The sequence below is a fragment of the Streptomyces sp. NBC_01335 genome (assembly GCF_035953295.1).
Lineage (GTDB): Bacteria > Actinomycetota > Actinomycetes > Streptomycetales > Streptomycetaceae > Streptomyces.
In genome coordinates this window covers 3,311,076-3,330,246 of the sequence record NZ_CP108370.1, presented here as the reverse complement: position 1 = coordinate 3,330,246, position 19,171 = coordinate 3,311,076, and the positions used below count along the sequence as shown (strand labels likewise).

The window sequence follows — 19,171 nt, the reverse complement described above, 5'->3', positions numbered from 1 at the left end:
GAGACGGACGCTCCGACCCGTGGACAACATCGCGGTCGGTGCGGTACGGGGACGGGGGCCGGCTCAGCCCAGGACGACCGGGAGTTCGAAGAGGTCGTTCTGGGTCACGATCGGCTTGTTCCGCAGTTCGGCCGCGGGGACCGCGAGCTCCAGCTCCGGGAAGCGGGCGTACAGCGCGGGGAGCGCGACGGCCGCCTCCAGGCGGGAGAGCGCCGCACCCGGGCAGATGTGCGGGCCGTGGCCGAAGGAGAGGTGGCGGTTGGGGGAGCGGGTGAGGTCGAACTCGGCCGCGTCCGGGCCCCATTGCTTCTCGTCCAGGCTGAGCGCGGCGAACGAGACCATCAGGCCCTCGCCCTTCGGCAGCACCCGGTCGCCGATGGTGATGTCCTCGGTGGCGAAGCGGATGAGGACGTGCGAGGTCGGCGACGACCAGCGCAGCGTCTCCTCGATCGCGCCCTCCCAGGTCGCCCCGCCCGAGAGCACCAGCGCGCGCTGCTCGGGGTGGGTCTGGAGGGCGACGACGGTGTTCACGATGAGGCTGATGGTGGTCTCGTGACCGGCTGCGATGATCAGCTTGAGCGTGTTCAGGATCTCGTCGTCGGTGAGGCGGTCGCCGTCCTCGGAGGCGTTCAGCAGCGCACCGGTCAGGTCGTCGGCCGGGGACTCCTTCTTCTCGTCCAGGATGCGCGTGAACAGGCTGTGGATGTCCGCCATCATCTGCGGGACCTCGGCCGGCGGCGTCAGGTTCGAGAAGAACTTGTCGAACAGCTCCTTCATCCGGGGCAGGTCCTCGGCGCCGATGCCCATCAGCTCGCTGATGACGTTCATCGGCAGCGGGTAGGCGAACTCGGCCTTCAGGTCGACCCGCTCGCCCGCCGGGCGCGCGGCGAGCCGGTCCAGCAGCTCGTCGGTGCGGGCCTGGATGCCCTCGCGGAGCCGCTCCACCCGGCGCACGGTCAGCGCCTGGGCGACCAGGCCGCGCAGCCGGCGGTGCTCGGCGCCGTCCGAAGTGAGCATGGTCCTGCCCGGGTTGACCAGGCCGATCAGCGGCCAGTCGGGGGCGATCTCGCCGCGCTGCCAGGCGTTCCAGACGTCGATGTCCTTCACCAGGCGCGGGTCCGTGAGGGCCGCCTTCGCCTCGGCGTGGTGGGTGACGGCGTAGATGTGGACCCCGCCGGGCAGCTCCACGGGGACGAGCGGGCCGGCCGCGTGCAGCCGGGCGCTCTCGCCCCTGAGGTCGCCGACGAACATGTCGAGGACGACGCGCTCGTCGTCCTGCGCGCCGGTCGGTTCGGTGGTCGTCGCGGTCACCGCGTGCCTCCAAGGGCGGGAGTGGGTGTGAAGCGGACGGGCAGCTCCGTCAGGCCGCGCAGCCACGGTGACGGGCGCCGGGTGAGGTCCTCGGCCGGGACCGCGAGATCGACGTCGGGAAGCCGGTCGAGGATCGCCTCGATCCCCGTACGGGCGATGACCTCGGCGGTCTCCTGGGCGGGGAACGGGCAGCGGTGGTCGCCGTGGCCGAAGGAGAGGAAGGCGTTGTTGCCGCCGGTCAGGGCGGAGCCGTCGGTCCGCACCTGGGGGTCGGCGTTGGCGGCGGCGACGCCGAGGATCAGCAGGTCACCGACTTGGATGTGCTTCCCGCCGAGGTGGGTGTCGCGGCTCGCCCAGCGGCCGGCCACGTTCTGGGTGGGGGTGTCCTCCCACAGCACCTCGTTCATCGCCTCGGCGACGCTGTGCCGTCCGCCGGAGAGCGAGGCGGCGAACCGGTCGTCGGTGAGCATCAGCCGCAGCGAGTTGCCGATCCAGTCGGCGGTCGGCTGGTGCCCGGCGGCCATCATGACCATGAGGTCGCGGGCGACCTCGTCGGCGGTGAACTCGCTGTTGTCGGCGAGCATCCGGGACGGTACGTCGTCCTCGGGTTCGGCGGACCGCTCGGTCACCAGCTGGATGACCGAACCGGCGATGTGACGCTGACCTGCGAGCGCGTCCGGCCCTCCGTTGATCATGTCGTTCATCGCCCGGACGAGCGCGGGACCCTTCTCGTCCGCGAAGCCGTACAGCTTGGCGAGGACCCGGACGGGCAGCAGCATCGCGTAGTCCGCGATCAGGTCGCAGCTCCCGGCCGAGCAGAAGGCGTCGATCAGCTCGTCCGCGAACTCCTCGGTGTACTTGCGGAGTTCGAAGGGGTCGGCGCCCTCAAGAGCCGTACTGATCACCTGGGAACGGCGGCTGTGGCGCTCGCCGACGGTGTAGAGGATCGACGGCTGGTCCTTGCTGATCATCGGGTGCAGCGGCCAGTCGTCGGCGATGTTCGGCCACTGGTTCCAGATCTGCGAGTCCCGGGTGAACAGAGCCGGATCGGTGGTGACCTGGTGCAGCTCGCGGTAGCCGAGCACGAGCCACGCGGGCACGTCGCCGGGCAGCACGATCGGCGCCACCGGCCCGTGGTCCCGCCGCACCTCCCGGTACAGCTGGTGCGGTTCGGTGGCGAACCGGGGCCCGGACAGCGGTACGGGACCGAGGTCCTTGGCCGCACCCTGGCCGTGGTCGACGGGGCACGCGTTCACGAGGTGGTCTCCGGGGTTCTGCCGGCCGCCTCGGGGGCGCCCGCGAGCGCCCCTTCCGGAGTCCGGGCGCGGGCGGCGGACAGCGCGTGCAGGTGCTCGACCAGCGTGATCAGGACGTACTTGCTGGACGACCGGTCGCGGGCGTCGCACTCCACCAGCGGCACGTCCTCGGAGAGGTCGAGCGCCTCCCGGATCTGCTGCTCGGTGTGGAGCGGGCCGCCGAAGTCGTTGCACGCCACGATGAACGGCGTGCCGTGGTGTTCCAGGCGGTCGATGGCGTACCAGGAGTCCGCGAGCCGACGGGTGTCGACCAGCACGACGGCCCCCAGCGTGCCGGAGAAGAGGCGGTCCCACAGGAACCAGAAGCGCTCCTGGCCGGGCGCCCCGAAGAGGTAGAGGACCGAGCGCTCGTCCAGCGTGATGCGGCCGAAGTCGAAGGCGACCGTGGTGGACGCCTTCGACTGCACGCCGTCGAGGTGGTCGACGGCCTCGCCCGCGCGCGTCATCGTCTCCTCCGTGTTGAGCGGACGGATCTCGCTCACGGAACGGACCATGGTCGTCTTGCCCACGCCGAATCCGCCGACGACGACTATCTTCAGTCCGTTGTCGGCCGTCGCCCGAAGGGCGGCGCGGTCAGAGGTTGCGGAGTCCAACGAGCACCTGTTCCAGGATGTCGGGGTCGGGGAGCCGGTCCGCGACACGGGCGGTACGGGGATGGCGTGCGCTGATGCGGCCGGTGTCGAGCATGTCGCCGAGCATGATGCGGACGATGCCGACCGGTAGTTTCAGGGTCGCGGCGATCTCGACCACCGCGGTGGGGCGCTCGCACATCCGCAGGATCGCGACGTGCTCCGACTGCATGCCGGGGGCCGGCTCGCACTCGGAGACCACGAGCGTCACCAGGTCGAAGGCGTCGGAGTCCGTCCGGCTGCGGCCACCGGTGAGGGTGTAGAGCCGGTCGGGGGAGTCGTCACGACCGGGGCGGGGGCGCGGCACCGGGGGCATCAGACGGAGGTTCCCGCGTCGGCGCCCGGCCCGGTTCCCGCCCCGGCGGACCCGTCGGACGGGTCTGTCTCGCGGGGCGGGGCGACCAGGTGCTCGCCGAGCTGCTCGACCAGCTCGCTCATGTTGTGCCCGACGAGGCCCACGTCGGAGTCCTCGGCGGCGACGACCGCCAGATGGGCGCCCGTACCGGCCTCCACGATGAACAGCACCCCGCCGTAGAACTCGGCCATCGCGGACCGTACGCCGCCGCTGCCGTCACCGAACTCGACGGACGCGCCGTGCGAGAGGCTCTGGATGCCCGCGGAGATGGCGGCGAGCTGGTCGGCCTGGTCGACGGAGAGCTCGGGGGTACGGCACAGCTTCAGGCCGTCCCGGGAGAGCACGAGGGCGTGCCGGGCGCCGGGGGTGCGTTCGAGCAGGCCCTCCAGCAGCCAGTTCAGCTTCTCGTCGGTGGTCGCGGTCATCGGGTGTTGCCTTCCGGGAGGGTTACGTTGGCCCGTACTGCCTGGCTGAACCTGCTGAAGCGCTCGGCCTGCCTCTTCGCGTCGTTCGCCCGGTCCCGGGGTGTCACCGGGTCGACGGGTGCGGTGGCCGCCGCGCGTGCCTCGGCGGCGGCGAAGGTACGCCCGCGCCGCCGGCGGGGCAGCCCGCTCTCGCCGAACTTCGGGAACGAGCCGGTCGATTCGGCCTCGGACTCGGGGGCGGGGGCAGGGGCAGCCTCGGGGGTGGGCTCGGGTTCGGCCACGGCCGCGGGCCCGGCGTCCTGCGCCGGACGGGCCGCGCCCTCGGGGGTCCCCGCCGAGTCGGTCGCCGCCGCCGAGTGGGTGGGCTCCGGCTCGGGCGTCCGGGGCTTCGGCTCGGGGGTGTCGCGGGTCTGCGGCTCGGCGGTCCGGGGCTTCGGGGCGACGGCCGGGAGCGTGGGGGACGCGGCGCCCGAAGGCGTACGGGCGATGAGCTCCTGCGGCAGCATCAGCAGGGCGCCGGTGCCCCCGCGCGCGGACGGCCGGAAGGAGACCCGCAGCCCGTGCTTGCGGGCGAGGCGGCCCACGACGGCGAGGCCGAGGCGGGTACCGGAGGGCGCGGCGCTCTGGTCCCCGGGGGAGACGGCCGCTTCGGCGCGGCGCAGCTGCACGTCGCTCATGACGAGCCCGCTGTCCTCCACGGTGATCACCACGCCGGCCGGTACCTCTTCGACGTACACGTGCACTTCGGCGGTGGGCGGCGAGAAGTTGGCGGCGTTGTCGAGGAGTTCGGCGAGCGCGTGCATGACGCCCTCGGCCGCGTGACCGGCGATGGCCACGTCACTGGTCGAGTGGAGCCGGATGCGCCGGTAGCCGCTGATCCGGCCCATCGCGCCGCGCAGGATGGACTCCATCACGATCGGCCTGGCCCACCGGCGCCCCGAACGCGCACCGGTCAGTACGGCGACGGAGTCGGCGAGGCGGCCGGCCTGGGCGGTGCGGTGGTCGAGGTGGAGGAGGTCGCCGAGGACGATCTCGTCGGAGTGCCGGTTCTCCATCTCCCGCAGGTCGGCCAGCATGCTGGTGGCCAGCGCCTGCATCCGGCTCGCCGCGTTGGCGCCCGTCGACAGGGCGGCGGACCGCTCCCGTTCGGCCTGGGCGAGGCGGGCGGAGAGCGCGGCCTTCTCGGCGGCGAAGCGCTCCCGGTCGGCCTCGTTCTCGGCGGAGCGCCGTTCGGTCTCGGCCGCCAGCCGCTCCTTGGCCGTGGCCGCCTCGGAGGTGGCGCGGGCGAGCGCGGTCGCCGCCTCGGAGGCGGCGCGGGTCGCCTCGGCGCGGGCGGTGGCCTTGATCCGGGCGGCCTCGGCGGTGAAGCGCTGCGCTTCGGCGGAGGCGGACGACACCAGGCGGGTGGTCTCGTCGGTGAACCTGCGGCTGTCCGCCGCCCGGGCCTCACGCTGCGCCCGCGCGGAGCCCAGCGCGTGGGCGGCGACGGCCGCGGCCACGGTCAGCGCGAGGGCCGCCGCACCCGCCCCCCAGGCAAGGGGGGCCCGTACCGAAGCGGGGGCCGCGGCGGTGGCCCACGCGCACAGCGAGCCTGAGACGACTGCCGACACCAGCGCGGTGAGCGCGGTCGACCGGGTTGAGGGGCGCAATCGGAGTCCTCGGGGCGGACGGCACGGACGGCGCCGACCGGGCGGACGGCGCGGCGGACGCGGCGGCAGGCGGGGCGTCGGGTTGGGGCGTCAGGCAGGGGTGGTCGGGAACGGCTTTCGGCGCCTCCGTCGCGGAGGGTGAGAGAGCCGTGACAACTGGAGCTGATTCTTCCAGCGCAAGTCGTGCTCACTATAGGAGAATTGAGGGGCCTTTTGGGAAGTCATGGTGGCGTTCTCTGTTCGTTCTGTGTTGCGTATGTGACTGTGCGGGCGGTGTTGTCCGAAGAGTGCGGATACCCGCCCGGCATGCTGGTGCCATGGCCGAAACGCACGCTCTCAGTGACGCCCTGGCCCGGGACCTCCGCTCCGAGGTCCGGGGGGAGACCTCCTTCGACGCGACCTCCCGGGCGCTCACCACGATGGACGCCTCCAACTACCGGCGGGTCCCCCTCGGAGTCGTCGCCCCGCGCGACGCCGACGACGTCGCCACCGCCCTCGCCGTCTGCCGCGCCCACGGCGTACCCGTCGTACCGCGCGGCGGCGGCACCTCCATCGCGGGCCAGGCCACCGGCACCGGCATCGTCCTCGACCTCACCCGGCACCTCGACGCGATCGTGGAACTGGACCCCGGGTCCCGTACGGCCGTCGTCCAGCCCGGCGTCGTCCTCGACGACCTGCGGGCCGCCGCCGCCCCGCACGGGCTGACCTTCGGCCCCGACCCGTCCACCCACAGCCGCTGCACCCTCGGCGGCATGATCGGCAACAACTCCTGCGGCGCCCACTCCGTCGCCTGGGGCACCACCGCCGACAACGTCCACGCCCTCACCGTCGCCCGCTACGGCGGAGACACCCTGCGCCTCGGCCGCGGCTGGGGGGCAGGGAGCGCCCCCGCGGGGCTGCGGGAGTTCGTCGACGGCCACCTCGCCCCGCTCCGTACCGGCTTCCCCGACCTCCCGCGCCGCATCTCCGGTTACGCCCTCGACGCCCTGCTCCCCGAACACCCCGGCGGCCCCGACCTCGCCCGCGCCTTCTGCGGCAGCGAGGGCACCCTCGCCGTCGTCACCGAGGCCACCGTCCGGCTGGTCGACTCCCCGCCCGCCCGCGCCCTCGCCGTCCTCGGCTACCCGGACGAAGCGGCCGCCGCCGAGGCCGCCGCCGGACTCCTCGCCCACGGCCCGCTCACCGTCGAGGGCATGGCCGCCGACCTCGTCCGCCCATCCGCCGGAGGCAGCGGGGAGCCCGCCGGACTGCCCCGGGGCGGCGCCTGGCTCTTCGTGGAGACCGGCGGCGCCACCCCCGCCGAAGCCCGCGACCGGGCCACCCGCATCCTGCGCGCCGCCGACGCCCTCGACGCCGCCGTCGTCACCGACCCCGCCGGACAACGCGCCCTGTGGCGCATCCGCGAGGACGCCGCCGGAACCGCCACCCGGATGCCCGACGGCACCGAAGCCTGGCCCGGCTGGGAGGACTGCGCGGTGCCACCCGCCCGACTCGGCCCGTACCTGCGCGAGTTCCGCGCCCTGCTCGCCGAACACGGCCTGCGCGGCACCCCTTACGGCCACTTCGGCGACGGCTGCATCCACGTCCGCATCGACTTCGACCTCCTCACCCCCGACGGCACCGCCCGCTTCCGCCGCTTCTCCGAGGACCAGGCCCGCCTCGTCGCCGCCCACGGCGGCTCGCTCAGCGGCGAACACGGCGACGGACAGGCCCGCGCCGAACTCCTCCCCCTCATGTACGGCACCGAACTCGTAGCCCTCTTCGCCGAGTTCAAGGACCTCTGGGACCCGTACGGCGGAATGAACCCCGGGATGCTGGTCCGCCCGGACCCGCTCGACACCAACCTCCGCTTCGACGTCCTGCCCCGCCGCCCGGTCGACGTCGCCTTCGGATACCCGCAGGACGGCGGCGACTTCACCGCCGCCGTGCGCCGGTGCGTGGGCGTCGCCAAGTGCCGTACGACAGCGGCACCGGGCGCGGGCGTCATGTGCCCCTCCTTCCGCGCCACCGGCGAGGAACAGCACTCGACGCGCGGCCGGGCCCGGCTGCTCCACGAGATGCTGGCGGGCGAGATCGTCACCGACGGCTGGCGCTCGACGGAGGTCCGCGACGCGCTCGACCTCTGCCTCTCCTGCAAGGGCTGCCGCAGCGACTGCCCGGTGGGCGTCGACATGGCCACGTACAAGGCGGAGTTCCTCCACCACCACTACCAGGGCCGGATCCGCCCCGCCGCCCACTACGCCCTGGGCTCGCTGCCCCGCTGGCTCCGCCTCGCCGCCCCCGTCGCCCCGCTGCTCAACGCCCTCGCCCGGGTCCGCCCGCTCGCCGCACTCGCCAAGCGCCTGGCGGGCATCGCCCCCGAGCGCTCGATCCCGGCGCTGGCGCGCGAGCCGTTCACGCGGCGGGCGGGCCGGCGCGACGACCGTGCGGAGACGGTTTCCGGCGGGGGCGTTGCGGGCGGGGCCGGCGCGGGTCCCGGTGCGGATTCCGGTGGCGAGGTCCTGCTGTGGCCCGACACCTTCACCACGTACCTCTCCCCGCGGGTCGGGCACGCCGCCGTCCGCGTCCTGGAATCCGCCGGCCGGACCGTGCGCCACCCGGGCCCGGGGCTCTGCTGCGGGCTGACCTACGTCTCCACGGGCCGCCTCGACCACGCCCGTACCGTCATGCGGCGCACCCTGGACCGCCTGGGCCCCTCCCTCGGCCGGCCCCTCGTCGTCCTCGAACCGAGCTGCGCCGCCGCCCTCCGCAGCGACCTTCCCGAACTCCTCCCCGACGACCCCCGCGCGGCCGGACTCGCCGCCTCCGTGAGGACCTTCGCCGAGTACCTGGAGGAGTACGCCCCCGACTGGGAGCCGCCCCGGCTGGACCGCGCGGTGACCGGCCAGACCCACTGCCACCAGCACGCCGTCCTCGGCGACGCCGCCGACCGCCGCCTGCGCCAACGAGCCGGACTGAGCGGCGAGTTGACCGGCGGGTGCTGCGGACTTGCGGGCAACTTCGGCTTCGAGAAGGGCCACTGGGACGTCTCGGTGGCCTGCGCGGAGGAGCAGCTGCTGCCCGCCGTACGGTCGGCGGCCCCGGGTACGGAGATCCTGGCGGACGGCTACTCCTGCCGCACCCAGCTGGAGCAGCTGGCGGGGGTGCGGGCCAAGCACCTCGCGGAACTGCTGGCGGAGGGGCTGGAGGGGGACGGGCCGGGGTAGACGGCCTTCGCTGTTGGTGATCACACCGGCGGGCGGGCGCGCGCGGCCGGTGGCCCCGACCCACCTCAGCCGCTGAGGTCCCCTGTCGGGCCGCCCCCGCCCGCGACGATCTCCCGTGCGAGCGCCACCAGCCGCGGGAGCGCCGGGTGCCCCGGGCCGTCGCGGCGGGCGAGCAGCACGGGCAGCGGCGGGGCGTCGGTCAGCGGCACGAAGACGACCCCGGAGTGCGGGTGCATGCCGGCCGTGGACGCGGCGGAGACACCCGAGCCGCGGCCGGCGGCGATGGCGGTGAGCCAGTCGTCGGTGTTGGCGACGGTGAGTGTGGCGGCGGGGCGCGCGTCCGGTGGCCAGAGGCCGAGGGTGGTGCTGCCGGACACCGGATTCAGGACCACCGGCCCCGCCGCCAGGTCGGCGAGGGAGAGCGCGGTGCGGCCCGCGAACGGGCCGTCCGCCGTGACCGCCGCGACCCGGTCCTCGCTGAACAGCGCCTCGGTGACCAGCCCCGGCGCGTCCACCGGCCCGCGCAGCAGTGCCGCGTCCACCTCGCCCCGGGTGAGCCCGGCCGTACGGTCGTCGATGCGCAGCAGCTCCAGCGGGGTCTGCGGGTACCGCGCCTGCCAGGTGCGCAGCAGCGGTGTGGTGTACGGGCCGATCGCCGACCAGGCGTGCCCGAGCCGCAGCGGCCGACGCTGCGGGTGCCCGGTCCCCGTCGCGTCGTCGAAGGCGCTGACGGCGAGGGCCGCCTTGTCCCGGAAGGCGACGCCCTCCGGGGTGAGGGCCAGGTGGTGGGTGGAGCGGTCGACGAGCCGGGTGCCGAGGTGGGCCTCCAGCGAGGCGAGGGTCCGGGAGACGGCGGGCTGGGTGAGGCCGAGGCGCTCGGCCGCCCGGGTGACGTTGCGTTCGTCGGCCACGGCGAGGAAGGCCCGGAGGTGGCGCAGCTCTATGGGGCGCCCGGTGCCGGTGCGCCCGGTGCCGGTGTGGCCGGTGCTGTCGTGGTGCCCCGTACGGTCGTCGTTCTGGTCGCCGTCCCGCTGTTCCCTGCTCATGCGTGCGGAGCATAACCGGAGCGCAGAAGGCATTTCACGCGCGGCGCGCGGCTGCCTACGGTGGGCGGACGGGCTCCGCGCGCATAGTCCCATGAGATGCACTGCGAAGTGCACTATCTTGTACCCAAGGGGCTCGTCCCGCCGCCCCCTCCCGCCCCTTCCTGGAAGGCCATCCCGTGAACGACCCGCGCAGCGCCGTAGAGCCGGCCGCCGCCGTCACCGTCCCCGAGGCGGTGACCGCACTGGACGGAGCACCCGACGCTCCCACCGGCGGTCCGCACGGCTCCGGGCAGCCGGCGGGGCGCGGCGGCACGCTGGTATCGGTCGCCCTCGTCGTCGGAGGGGTGGTCTCGGTCCAGTTCGGCGCGGCGGTCGCCGCCCTGCTGATGCCCCGGGCCGGCGCGTTCGGCGTGGTCACGCTGCGCCTGCTGGTGGCCGCCGTGGTGCTGCTGGTCGTCTGCCGCCCCAAGCTGCGCGGCCACTCCCGCGCCGACTGGGGGACCGTGCTGGCCTTCGGCGTCACGATGGGCGCGATGAACAACCTCTTCTACCAGGCGCTCGACCGCATCCCCCTCGGCATCGCGGTCACCCTGGAGGTGCTCGGCCCGCTCGCCCTCTCCGTCATCGCCTCCCGCCGACTGGTCAACCTCCTCTGGGCGGGGCTCGCCCTCGTCGGAGTGGCCCTGCTCGGCGGCGCGGGCGGCTTCGGCCGGCTCGACCTGCTCGGCGCCGGACTCGCCGTCGCGGCCGGTGCGATGTGGGCCCTGTACATCGTCTTCAGCGCCCGCACCGGCCGCCGCTTCCCGAAGGCGGACGGCCTGGCCCTCGCCATGGCCGTCGCCGCCCTCCTCTCGCTGCCCCTCGGCATCGCGGAGTCCGGTACGAAGCTGACCGTCCCGACCACCGTCCTGCTCGGCGCCGCGGTGGCCCTGCTCAGCTCCGTACTCCCGTACACCCTGGAACTGATCGCGCTCCGCCGCCTGCCCGCCTCCACCTTCGCCGTGATGATGAGCCTCGAACCGGCCATCGCCGCGCTGGCCGGCTTCCTCATCCTGGACCAGGCCCTCTCCACCACGGACGCCCTCGCCATCGCCCTCGTCATCGGCGCGAGCGTCGGGGCGGTACGGGGGCAGGTCGGCGCGGCGGGGAAGAGGAAGCGGCGGGAGGCGTGACGGCTTCGGTGCGCGCGGTGGGGCCGGGTGTCCCGGGGGCTCCCGCCGGGCGCGGGCGGCGAGACCTGCTGCGGCGCGGGGAGCGCCGTAGTTGAGAGGCACCATCGCATGCCGGCGGCCAGGACCCGTGCTGTCAGGTGCCGGTCGCCTGATTCGCTGGCGGTGGCCTCGGCGGTGGTGAACCACCTTGCGGCGTCCGGCTGGTCGCCGCGGTCGTGCTGCATGATCGCGACGAGACCTGCGATGCGCGCCGCCGTACGGGCCAGGTCCTTACGGGCTTTCACGGGTGCGGGCGGCCGAGGACCGGGTGGAGGAGAGCGAGGTCGTGTTTCATCTCGCCGAGGACCTCGTGGGGCGAGCGGCCTCGACGCTGCTGACGCCGAGTCCGCCACGCCTACGACCACCTCTTCGACACCTCGGGAGACACCGAATGACCGACCTCCGCGCCACCCGCATCAGCCCCACCGGGGGGCAGGCCGTCACCGTCGTCAGCCGGAAAAGGGCGGTCACGGACTGGGCCCTGCGGTACTTCGGCTCCTGGTGGAGCGCCACCACCGTCGACCCGGCGGAAGTGAACGGACCGGTCGTGGCGGCCGACGTCGACCCCGACCAGGTGGAGCGGATGACCGCGCACGTCACCTCGGCGGGAAGGGTGGCCGAGACGGAGTTCGCGGGCGCCCTGCTTCTCCACCGGGTGGACGAGGACGGTGTGGTGGCGGCCGCCCAGCCCGACAGCGGCCTCGCCCATCAGTGGAACCCGCACACCAGCCGCATGGTGATCGCCGGGCACGACGAGATCACCGTGGCGACTGCCGCCGCCCGCCTCGCCCGCGAAGTCGTACGCGGCAGGCTCCTCGCCGACGGCTGGCAGATCCTCCACGCCTCCGCCGTCACCCGACCCGACGGTGCGACCGTCCTCGCCCTCGGCGACAAAGGCGCCGGGAAGACGACCGTAGGCTTCCTCCTCGCCCGCGCCGGATGGCGTCTGCTGGCCAACGACCGGATCTTCGTCCGCGTCCTGGACGGCACGATCCGCATCCTGCCCTGGCCCTCCGCCGCCGCGATCGGCTTCGGGTTCCTCGACGCCCTCGGCCTCTACGAACCGGTCCGCCGCCGCTTGCTCGACGGCGAGCCCATGCACCCCACCCAGCACCGGCGGGTCACCGACGCTCTCGTCGCCGGTGACCGCACGCCACTGTGGCGGGCGTCAGGCAAGGAGCTGAAGCCGCAGTTCTTCCCCGACCAGCTCACCACCTGGCTCGGCATGGAGCTGGCCGTCGAGGGCCACGCCGCCGGCATCCTCTTCCCGCGCATCCAGCCCGGTGCCGGCCCCGCGCTGAGCGGGACAACCCGGGGCGTTCAGGACCGCGACTTCTTCAGCGCGGCCACTGAGGACCGCTACCCCGACGTCTTCGGGCTTCTGCCCCTCACCGGCCCTACCCCCGAGCTGACCCGGGCGCTCGCTGCTCTGCCGCATCAGGCCCTCGTCCTCGGACACGACACCGCCGCCGCGACCGCACTCCTGGAGAAGACCGCCGACCGGCTGCTGTAACCCTCATCCCCGTCTCGACGTTCGAGGCCCGCACTTGTCGGGTGGGGCCTCGAACATGGCCCCCTGTCCCGCACTCGCGGGGACCGTGGTGGCGCTCCGCCACGGACGCCCTCGCCCTGGACCTGTTCGCCGACGAGGACGAAGACCTCGATCCGGCGTACTACCAGGAGCTGATCGACAACCCGCCCGCCCGCGAGTTCCGTACCGTGCCGGGCGAGGTCCACGCCGTGCAGGTGAACCTCGCCCTCGGTCTGGGCTTCCAGGAGTTCGCCGACGCGGCTTCCCAGGACCCGGAGGGCGTTTTCCGGACACCCTGACAGCCCTTCTCCTGCCGGCGTTCCCCGGGGAGCGAAACGAGTCCCCCGGTACTGCCCTGAGATCCTGGCTCCTTCCGGCCGACTCACCCTGCGGGGCCTCGTCGGCGGGTTTCGTAGCAGCACGACGGAGGAGCAGGGGGACAGGTGGACGATCTGCTGGAGCCGTTCCTGATGGTGGTCGAGGACGTGTTCCCCCGCAGCCAGGGCCGAGCGGCACTCGTCACCGGCCGGATCGAGCGGGGCCGGGTCCTCGTCGGCGACGAGCTGCAGATCGTCGGTGGTGAACGCACCGGCACGCCCGTCCGCGTCGCCGGGATCGAGGGGCCGGGCCGCACACCCACACGTGTCGGAGAGGCGGGAGGGAACGTCGGCCTCCTGCTGCCCCACTCCGTGGCGGACGCGGCCGTGCGGGGGCGGGTGCTCGCGCAGCCGGGCACGATCGGGGCGCACAGCTCCTTCGCCGCAGCCCTCGCCCTGCTGCCGGAGGAGCAGGGCGGCGCGGAGGTCCGTACCGGTGACGCGCTCGTCTTCCACTTCGGAGTGGACGGGGTGCGGGGCACCGTGACACTGGCACCGGGTACGGACGTGCTCCACCCGCTGCACACGGCCTGTGTGACGGTCGCCCTGGACGGGGCGGTGGCTCTGGAGAGCGGGTGGCACTTCGCGTTCCGCTTCCGGGGGCGCGCCGCCGGAACGGGGACGGTGACCCGGCTCATCGGTGCGGCACCGCTCACCGCTCCGTGACGTGGAGGGCGACGGCAAGTGCCCTATGGATGCCGTCTTTTGGCGGGTCGGACAGCCTGCGCGGCATTTGTATGCTCCCGGTCATGAAACTCTTCCGATCGCGCGGCCGAAGCGACGCACAGAAGATGACGGGAACACCTGTGGCCGAGGCCAAAGCGCTCTACGAAGCAGGGCGTTACGTCGAGGCGGAGGCAGAAGCCCGGACCGTGGCCCGATCGCGGCCCGACGGCGACGCGTACGCGGCGGTGGCGCTGAACATCGCCGCGCTCGCGACGGGCGCCCAGGGCCGTCACGTCGAGGCGCTCGCCGCCTACGACGAAGCGCTGCCCGCCTTCGACAGGGCTTTCGGGGCCGATCACTGGCTGACCCTGAAGCTACGCTCGGACCGGGCCCAGCAGATGACCTCGCTCGGGCGGCACGCCGAGTGCGAGGCGGAGTGCGCGGCCGTCGCCGAGGTCGCGGATCGCGGTACCGGCCCGGAGATGAAGCTCCTGGCGGTGGCCGCCCGCAACGGGCTGGTCTTCGCCCTCAACGGGCAGGGGCGTCATCAGGAGGCCGAGAGGCTCGCCCGCGAGGTTCTGGCCACCCGTCGCGAGCCTGACCGGATGTCGCTCGTCCTGCGGCTCGGCCTGGCCCGCAGTCTCAACGGCCAGGACCGCTACGAAGATGCTCTCGCCGAGGCGCAGGGGGCGGAGAGGCTGTACCGCGCGCTGCCCGAACAGCAGCGCCGCGCGGACCGGGGCGCCGTCGAACTCGTCCTCGCCAAAGCCCTGTTGGGGCTTGGTCGCGTATACGAGGCCCGCCGCAAGGCTGCTGCGGGTCACGAGGCATGCCTGGCCTCCTTCGGCCCGGACCACCGCCGCACCGTCGAAGCCCGGACGCTGCTCGACCGCATGGAGGGCGCGCGGCCGTAGACGCTCGGCCGCCGCTCGGGGGAGGAGCGCGTCCGCAGAAAATCATGCAAGCATGCTTGCTTGTTTCTGCGGGCGCTGGAATGCTCCGGGGCACCACGCCATGCCCCGAGGGGAGCGCACGTGTCCGATGCCATCGCCGTGATCGACGATCTGCGGGACGAAAGCGAGGAACTCGACTCGCTCGTAGCGGAGTTGAGTGAAGAGGAGTGGGCGGCGGCGACCCCTGCGCCCGGCTGGACGATCGCCCACCAGATCGCGCATCTGACCTGGACCGACGGGGTCGCGGTGACCGCCGCGACGGACCCCGGGGCGTTCGGGGCGGAGGTGGCGGCCGCGCTCGCCGCGCCGGACAGCTTCGTGGACGAGGCGGCGGTGGCCGCCGTCGCGGCCGCCTCGCCGCCGGAGCTGCTGCGGCGGTGGCGGGCCGGGCGGGAGCGGCTCCAGGAGGTGTTGCGGGAGGCCGCACCCGGCACCCGCATCCCCTGGTACGGGCCGCCGATGAGCCTCGCCTCGATGGCGACCGCACGGCTCATGGAGACCTGGGCGCACGGGCAGGACGTGGCCGACGCGCTCGGTGTCGTACGGGCGCCGACCGGGCGGCTGCGGCATGTCGCCAGGATCGGCGTACGGGCCCGGGACTACGCCTACTTCGTGCGGGGTGCCACGCCGCCAGGAGAGGCGTTCCGGGTCGAACTCGAAGCACCGGAAGGCGGGTTGATCGCCTACGGGCCCGAGGGTGCGGCGCAGCGGGTGACCGGACCGCTGCTGGACTTCTGTCTGCTGGTGACCCAGCGCGCCCACCGCGACGACCTCGCGCTGCGGGCGGTCGGCGCCGAGGCCGATGGCTGGCTGGACATCGCGCAGGCGTTCGCCGGGCCGCCGGGTGCGGGGCGCGCGCCACGCGAGGGCAGAAGAGAGGGCGAGCACGGTCCTTCGAACGCTCCTGGGAGTGACGCCATATGACCATCCCGCCCGTACCGTCCACGTCCGCGCAGACCCCCGCCGCGCAGACCCCCGCCGCTGTGCAGACCCCCGCCGCGCAGACCCCCACCGCGGCGCCCGGCTCCGTCGACGCCCCCGCCGCGCTCACGCTCCCCGTCTCGATCCCCGTCTCCGTCACCGAGCCGACCGAGCCCGTCGCGGACCCCGCCCGCCCGCACCCGCTCGACCCGCCCGCGCCCACCCCCCTGCGCATCGGCAACGCCTCAGGGTTCTACGGCGACCGGTTCGACGCGATGCGCGAGATGCTGACCGGCGGGCCGCTCGACGTCCTGACCGGCGACTATCTCGCCGAGCTCACCATGCTCATCCTGGGCCGCAGCCGTCTGAAGGACCCCTCGCGCGGGTACGCGACCACCTTCCTGCGGCAGCTCGAAGAGGGGCTCGGGCTGGCCGTCGAGCGCGGGGTGAAGATCGTCGCCAACGCGGGCGGCCTCAACCCGGCCGGACTCGCCGATGCCGTGCGGGAGTTGGCCGACAAGCTCGGGATTCCGGTGCGGGTCGCCCATGTGGAGGGTGACGGCCGGCCGGTGCCCGAGGGGTTCCTCACCGCCAACGCGTACCTCGGCGGCGCAGGGATCGCCGCCTGTCTGCGGGCGGGCGCGGACATCGTCGTCACCGGCCGGGTCACCGACGCCGCCCTGGTCACCGGGCCCGCCGCCGCCCACTTCGGCTGGGGCCCCGACGACCTGGACGCCCTGGCCGGTGCCGTCGTCGCCGGGCACGTCCTGGAGTGCGGTACGCAGGCCACCGGTGGGAACTACGCCTTCTTCGGCGACCACGACGTACGCCGCCCCGGCTTCCCGCTCGCCGAGATCCACGCGGACGGCTCGTCCGTCATCACCAAGCACCCGGGCACCGGCGGGGTGGTCGACCTCTCCACCGTCACCGCGCAGTTGCTGTACGAGACCGGGGGCGCCCGGTACGCGGGACCCGACGTGACCGCCCGCCTCGACACCGTACGGCTCGCCCAGGAGGGGCCGGACCGGGTCGCGATCAGCGGGGTACGGGGCGAGGCGCCGCCGCCCACGCTGAAGGTCGGGCTCAACCGGCTCGGCGGCTGGCGCAACGAGGTCGTCTTCGTCCTCACCGGACTCGACATCGAGGCCAAGTCCCTTCTGGTGCAGGAGCAGTTCGCCGACGCGCTCGACCGGTCCGGGAAGCCGCCCGCCGAGGTCCGCTGGGAGCTGGCCCGCACCGACCACCCCGACGCGCCCACCGAGGAGACCGCGAGCGCGCTGCTCCGGCTCGTGGTGCGCGACCAGGACCCGGAGGCGGTGGGCAGGGCGGTCTCCGGGGCCGCGGTGGAACTGGCCCTCGGCAGCTACCCCGGGTTCCACGTCACCGCCCCGCCCGGGAAGGGCGCCCCGTACGGGGTCTTCGAGGCCGCCTACGTACCGGCCTCCGAGGTCGCGCACACCGCCGTGCTGCCGGACGGGACACGGCAGGCCATGCCCGCGCCGGCGGTGACCCGGGTGCTCGACCTCGTGGAGCCGGAGGTCCCGCTGCCGCCCGCGCCGGCGCCCGAGGTGACCCGGCGCGTGCCGCTCGGGCTGCTCGCCGGGGCGCGCAGCGGCGACAAGGGAGGGGACGCGAACGTCGGGGTGTGGGTGCGCGACGACCGCGCCTGGCGGTGGCTCGCGCACGAGCTGACCGTCGAGCGGTTCCGCGAACTTCTCCCGGAGACAGGCGGGTTGGATGTGGAGCGGCATGTGCTCCCGCAGCTGCGGGCGGTGAACTTCGTCGTCCGTGGACTGCTGGGCGAGGGTGTCGCAGCGCAGGCCCGGTTCGACCCGCAGGCCAAGGCGCTGGGGGAGTGGCTCCGCTCGCGCCATCTGGCAGTCCCGGTCTCGCTGCTCGACCCGGAATGAGCGGCGCACCTACCACCCCCCATTCGATTCCCGCATTCGATTCCCGCACCGGAGGTCACCGCATGACCGTCCTGCCCACCGGGCTCGACACCGCCGGACCCGAGTACGCCGCCAACCGGGCCGCCCTGCTCGCCAAGCTCGACGCGCTCGCGTCCGAGCACGCGAAGGCGCTGGCCGGGGGCGGCGAGAAGTACGTGGCGCGGCACCGTTCGCGCGGGAAGCTGCCCGCCCGCGAGCGGATCGAGCTCCTGATCGACCCGGACACCCCGTTCCTGGAACTGTCGCCGCTGGCCGGCTGGGGCAGCGACTACACGGTGGGCGCCTCGCTCGTCACCGGGATCGGGGTGGTGGAGGGCGTCGAGTGCCTGATCACCGCCAACGACCCGACCGTACGCGGCGGCGCCTCGAACCCGTGGACGCTGAAGAAGGCGCTGCGGGCCAACGAGATCGCCTTCGCCAACCGGCTGCCCTGCGTCAGCCTGGTGGAGTCCGGGGGCGCCGACCTGCCCTCGCAGAAGGAGATCTTCATCCCCGGCGGGGCCCTCTTCCGCGACCTCACCCGGCTCTCCGCCGCCGGAACCCCCACCGTGGCCGTGGTGTTCGGCAACTCCACCGCCGGAGGCGCGTACGTCCCCGGGATGTCCGACCACACCGTCATGATCAAGGACCGGTCCAAGGTCTTCCTCGGCGGCCCGCCGCTGGTGAAGATGGCGACCGGCGAGGAGAGCGACGACGAGTCGCTCGGCGGCGCCGTGATGCACGCCCGCACCTCCGGGCTCGCCGACCACTTCGCCGTGGACGAGCACGACGCGCTGCGGCAGGCCCGCCGCATCGTCGCCCGCCTCAACTGGCGCAAGGCGCACGCCGATCCCGGCCCCGCCGAACCGCCGAAGTACGACGAGGAGGAGCTCCTCGGCATCGTGCCGGGGGACCTCAAGGTGCCGTTCGACCCGCGCGAGGTCATCGCCCGGCTCGTCGACGGCTCCGACTTCGACGCCTTCAAGCCGCTCTACGGCACCAGCCTGGTCACCGGCTGGGCGCGGCTGCACGGCTACCCGGTCGGCATCCTCGCCAACGCGCAGGGGGTGCTGTTCAGCGAGGAGTCGCAGAAGGCCGCCCAGTTCATCCAGCTCGCCAACCAGCGCGACATCCCGCTGGTCTTCCTGCACAACACCACCGGCTACATGGTGGGCAAGGAGTACGAACAGGGCGGCATCATCAAGCACGGCGCGATGATGATCAACGCGGTCTCCAACTCCAGGGTCCCGCACCTCTCCGTGCTGATGGGCGCCTCCTACGGGGCCGGCCACTACGGCATGTGCGGACGCGCCTACGACCCCCGCTTCCTCTTCGCCTGGCCCAGCAGCAAATCCGCCGTGATGGGCCCGCAACAGCTCGCGGGCGTTCTCTCCCTCGTGGCCCGCGCCTCCGCCGCCGCGAAGGGCCGCCCGTACGACGACGAGGCCGACGCCGGACTGCGCGCCCTGGTGGAGCAGCAGATCGAGGCCGAGTCGCTGCCGGTCTTCCTCTCCGGGCGGCTCTACGACGACGGGGTCATCGACCCCCGCGACACCAGGACCGTCCTCGGGATGTGCCTGTCCGCGATCCACACGGCACCCGTCGAAGGCACCCGCGGCGGCTTCGGCGTCTTCCGGATGTGAGACG

16 protein-coding genes are annotated in these 19,171 nt (G+C 73.7%); 9 read left to right on the top strand and 7 right to left on the bottom strand.

Translation table 11 applies throughout. The features are described 5' to 3' along the window. Positions 1-63: 63 nt before the first annotated feature. From OG599_RS14265 to OG599_RS14240, 6 genes are read right to left on the bottom strand one after another with little or no spacing between them, the layout of a single operon-like run. Positions 64-1,251 (bottom strand): cytochrome P450 family protein, encoded by a 1,188-nt coding sequence (locus OG599_RS14265; protein WP_327180034.1) that lies wholly within the window; start codon positions 1,249-1,251, stop codon positions 64-66. 56 nt (positions 1,252-1,307) lie between these two features. After that, positions 1,308-2,567 (bottom strand): cytochrome P450, encoded by a 1,260-nt coding sequence (locus OG599_RS14260; RefSeq protein WP_327176351.1) that lies wholly within the window; start codon positions 2,565-2,567, stop codon positions 1,308-1,310. Continuing rightward, on the bottom strand, positions 2,564-3,220 hold the full coding sequence (locus OG599_RS14255) for a GTP-binding protein (protein ID WP_327176350.1): 657 nt from the start codon (positions 3,218-3,220) through the stop codon (positions 2,564-2,566). Before OG599_RS14255 ends, OG599_RS14260 begins: the two co-directional genes overlap by 4 nt. Beyond that, positions 3,201-3,572 carry a DUF742 domain-containing protein gene (locus OG599_RS14250; RefSeq protein ID WP_327176349.1) on the bottom strand — a complete coding sequence of 124 codons (372 nt, stop codon included), beginning with the start codon at positions 3,570-3,572 and terminating at the stop codon, positions 3,201-3,203. Before OG599_RS14250 ends, OG599_RS14255 begins: the two co-directional genes overlap by 20 nt. Continuing rightward, positions 3,572-4,036, bottom strand: coding sequence for a roadblock/LC7 domain-containing protein (locus tag OG599_RS14245; RefSeq protein ID WP_327176348.1), 465 nt, complete (start codon positions 4,034-4,036; stop codon positions 3,572-3,574). Before OG599_RS14245 ends, OG599_RS14250 begins: the two co-directional genes overlap by 1 nt. Beyond that, on the bottom strand, positions 4,033-5,685 hold the full coding sequence (locus OG599_RS14240) for a sensor histidine kinase (RefSeq protein ID WP_327176347.1): 1,653 nt from the start codon (positions 5,683-5,685) through the stop codon (positions 4,033-4,035). Before OG599_RS14240 ends, OG599_RS14245 begins: the two co-directional genes overlap by 4 nt. A gap of 317 nt (positions 5,686-6,002) precedes the next feature. Here OG599_RS14240 and OG599_RS14235 point away from each other — a divergent pair, with 317 nt between their 5' ends. Then, positions 6,003-8,891, top strand: coding sequence for an FAD-binding and (Fe-S)-binding domain-containing protein (locus OG599_RS14235; protein ID WP_327176346.1), 2,889 nt, complete (start codon positions 6,003-6,005; stop codon positions 8,889-8,891). A 65-nt stretch (positions 8,892-8,956) separates the two neighbouring features. Here OG599_RS14235 and OG599_RS14230 read toward each other — a convergent pair whose 3' ends face one another. Then, positions 8,957-9,937: a LysR family transcriptional regulator gene (locus OG599_RS14230; protein WP_442809429.1), complete on the bottom strand. Its 981-nt coding sequence runs from the start codon at positions 9,935-9,937 to the stop codon at positions 8,957-8,959. 176 nt (positions 9,938-10,113) lie between these two features. Here OG599_RS14230 and OG599_RS14225 point away from each other — a divergent pair, with 176 nt between their 5' ends. The 8 genes from OG599_RS14225 to OG599_RS14190 all read left to right on the top strand — a co-directional run bounded on the left by OG599_RS14225 (position 10,114) and on the right by OG599_RS14190 (position 19,167). Beyond that, positions 10,114-11,109 (top strand): EamA family transporter, encoded by a 996-nt coding sequence (locus OG599_RS14225; RefSeq protein ID WP_327176345.1) that lies wholly within the window; start codon positions 10,114-10,116, stop codon positions 11,107-11,109. 430 nt (positions 11,110-11,539) lie between these two features. Further along, the gene (locus tag OG599_RS14220; protein ID WP_327176344.1) at positions 11,540-12,661 is read left to right on the top strand and encodes a hypothetical protein; all 1,122 of its coding nucleotides are present in this window, start codon (positions 11,540-11,542) and stop codon (positions 12,659-12,661) included. Positions 12,662-12,702: 41 nt separating this feature from the next. After that, on the top strand, positions 12,703-12,978 hold the full coding sequence (locus OG599_RS14215) for a DUF6924 domain-containing protein (RefSeq protein ID WP_327176343.1): 276 nt from the start codon (positions 12,703-12,705) through the stop codon (positions 12,976-12,978). Positions 12,979-13,122: 144 nt separating this feature from the next. Next, positions 13,123-13,722: an EF-Tu/IF-2/RF-3 family GTPase gene (locus OG599_RS14210; RefSeq protein WP_327176342.1), complete on the top strand. Its 600-nt coding sequence runs from the start codon at positions 13,123-13,125 to the stop codon at positions 13,720-13,722. 125 nt (positions 13,723-13,847) lie between these two features. After that, positions 13,848-14,636: a tetratricopeptide repeat protein gene (locus OG599_RS14205; protein WP_327176341.1), complete on the top strand. Its 789-nt coding sequence runs from the start codon at positions 13,848-13,850 to the stop codon at positions 14,634-14,636. 120 nt (positions 14,637-14,756) lie between these two features. Continuing rightward, positions 14,757-15,599: a TIGR03084 family metal-binding protein gene (locus OG599_RS14200; RefSeq protein WP_327176340.1), complete on the top strand. Its 843-nt coding sequence runs from the start codon at positions 14,757-14,759 to the stop codon at positions 15,597-15,599. Positions 15,600-15,871: 272 nt separating this feature from the next. After that, positions 15,872-17,506 carry an acyclic terpene utilization AtuA family protein gene (locus tag OG599_RS14195; RefSeq protein WP_442809675.1) on the top strand — a complete coding sequence of 545 codons (1,635 nt, stop codon included), beginning with the start codon at positions 15,872-15,874 and terminating at the stop codon, positions 17,504-17,506. 62 nt (positions 17,507-17,568) lie between these two features. Beyond that, complete coding sequence (locus OG599_RS14190) at positions 17,569-19,167, top strand: acyl-CoA carboxylase subunit beta (protein ID WP_327176338.1); 1,599 nt, start codon at positions 17,569-17,571, stop codon at positions 19,165-19,167. Positions 19,168-19,171 lie beyond the last annotated feature (4 nt).

Bases quoted from the DNA above. Each gene is read 5' to 3' on its own strand.
- OG599_RS14265 (WP_327180034.1), bottom strand. From the start codon at position 1,251: ATGTTCGTCGGCGACCTCAGGGGCGAGAGCGCCCGGCTGCACGCGGCC.
- OG599_RS14250 (WP_327176349.1), bottom strand. From the start codon at position 3,572: ATGCCCCCGGTGCCGCGCCCCCGCCCCGGTCGTGACGACTCCCCCGAC.
- OG599_RS14245 (WP_327176348.1), bottom strand. From the start codon at position 4,036: ATGACCGCGACCACCGACGAGAAGCTGAACTGGCTGCTGGAGGGCCTG.
- OG599_RS14235 (WP_327176346.1), top strand. From the start codon at position 6,003: ATGGCCGAAACGCACGCTCTCAGTGACGCCCTGGCCCGGGACCTCCGC.
- OG599_RS14230 (WP_442809429.1), bottom strand. From the start codon at position 9,937: ATGAGCAGGGAACAGCGGGACGGCGACCAGAACGACGACCGTACGGGG.
- OG599_RS14220 (WP_327176344.1), top strand. From the start codon at position 11,540: ATGACCGACCTCCGCGCCACCCGCATCAGCCCCACCGGGGGGCAGGCC.
- OG599_RS14205 (WP_327176341.1), top strand. From the start codon at position 13,848: ATGACGGGAACACCTGTGGCCGAGGCCAAAGCGCTCTACGAAGCAGGG.
- OG599_RS14195 (WP_442809675.1), top strand. From the start codon at position 15,872: ATGCGCGAGATGCTGACCGGCGGGCCGCTCGACGTCCTGACCGGCGAC.
- OG599_RS14190 (WP_327176338.1), top strand. From the start codon at position 17,569: ATGACCGTCCTGCCCACCGGGCTCGACACCGCCGGACCCGAGTACGCC.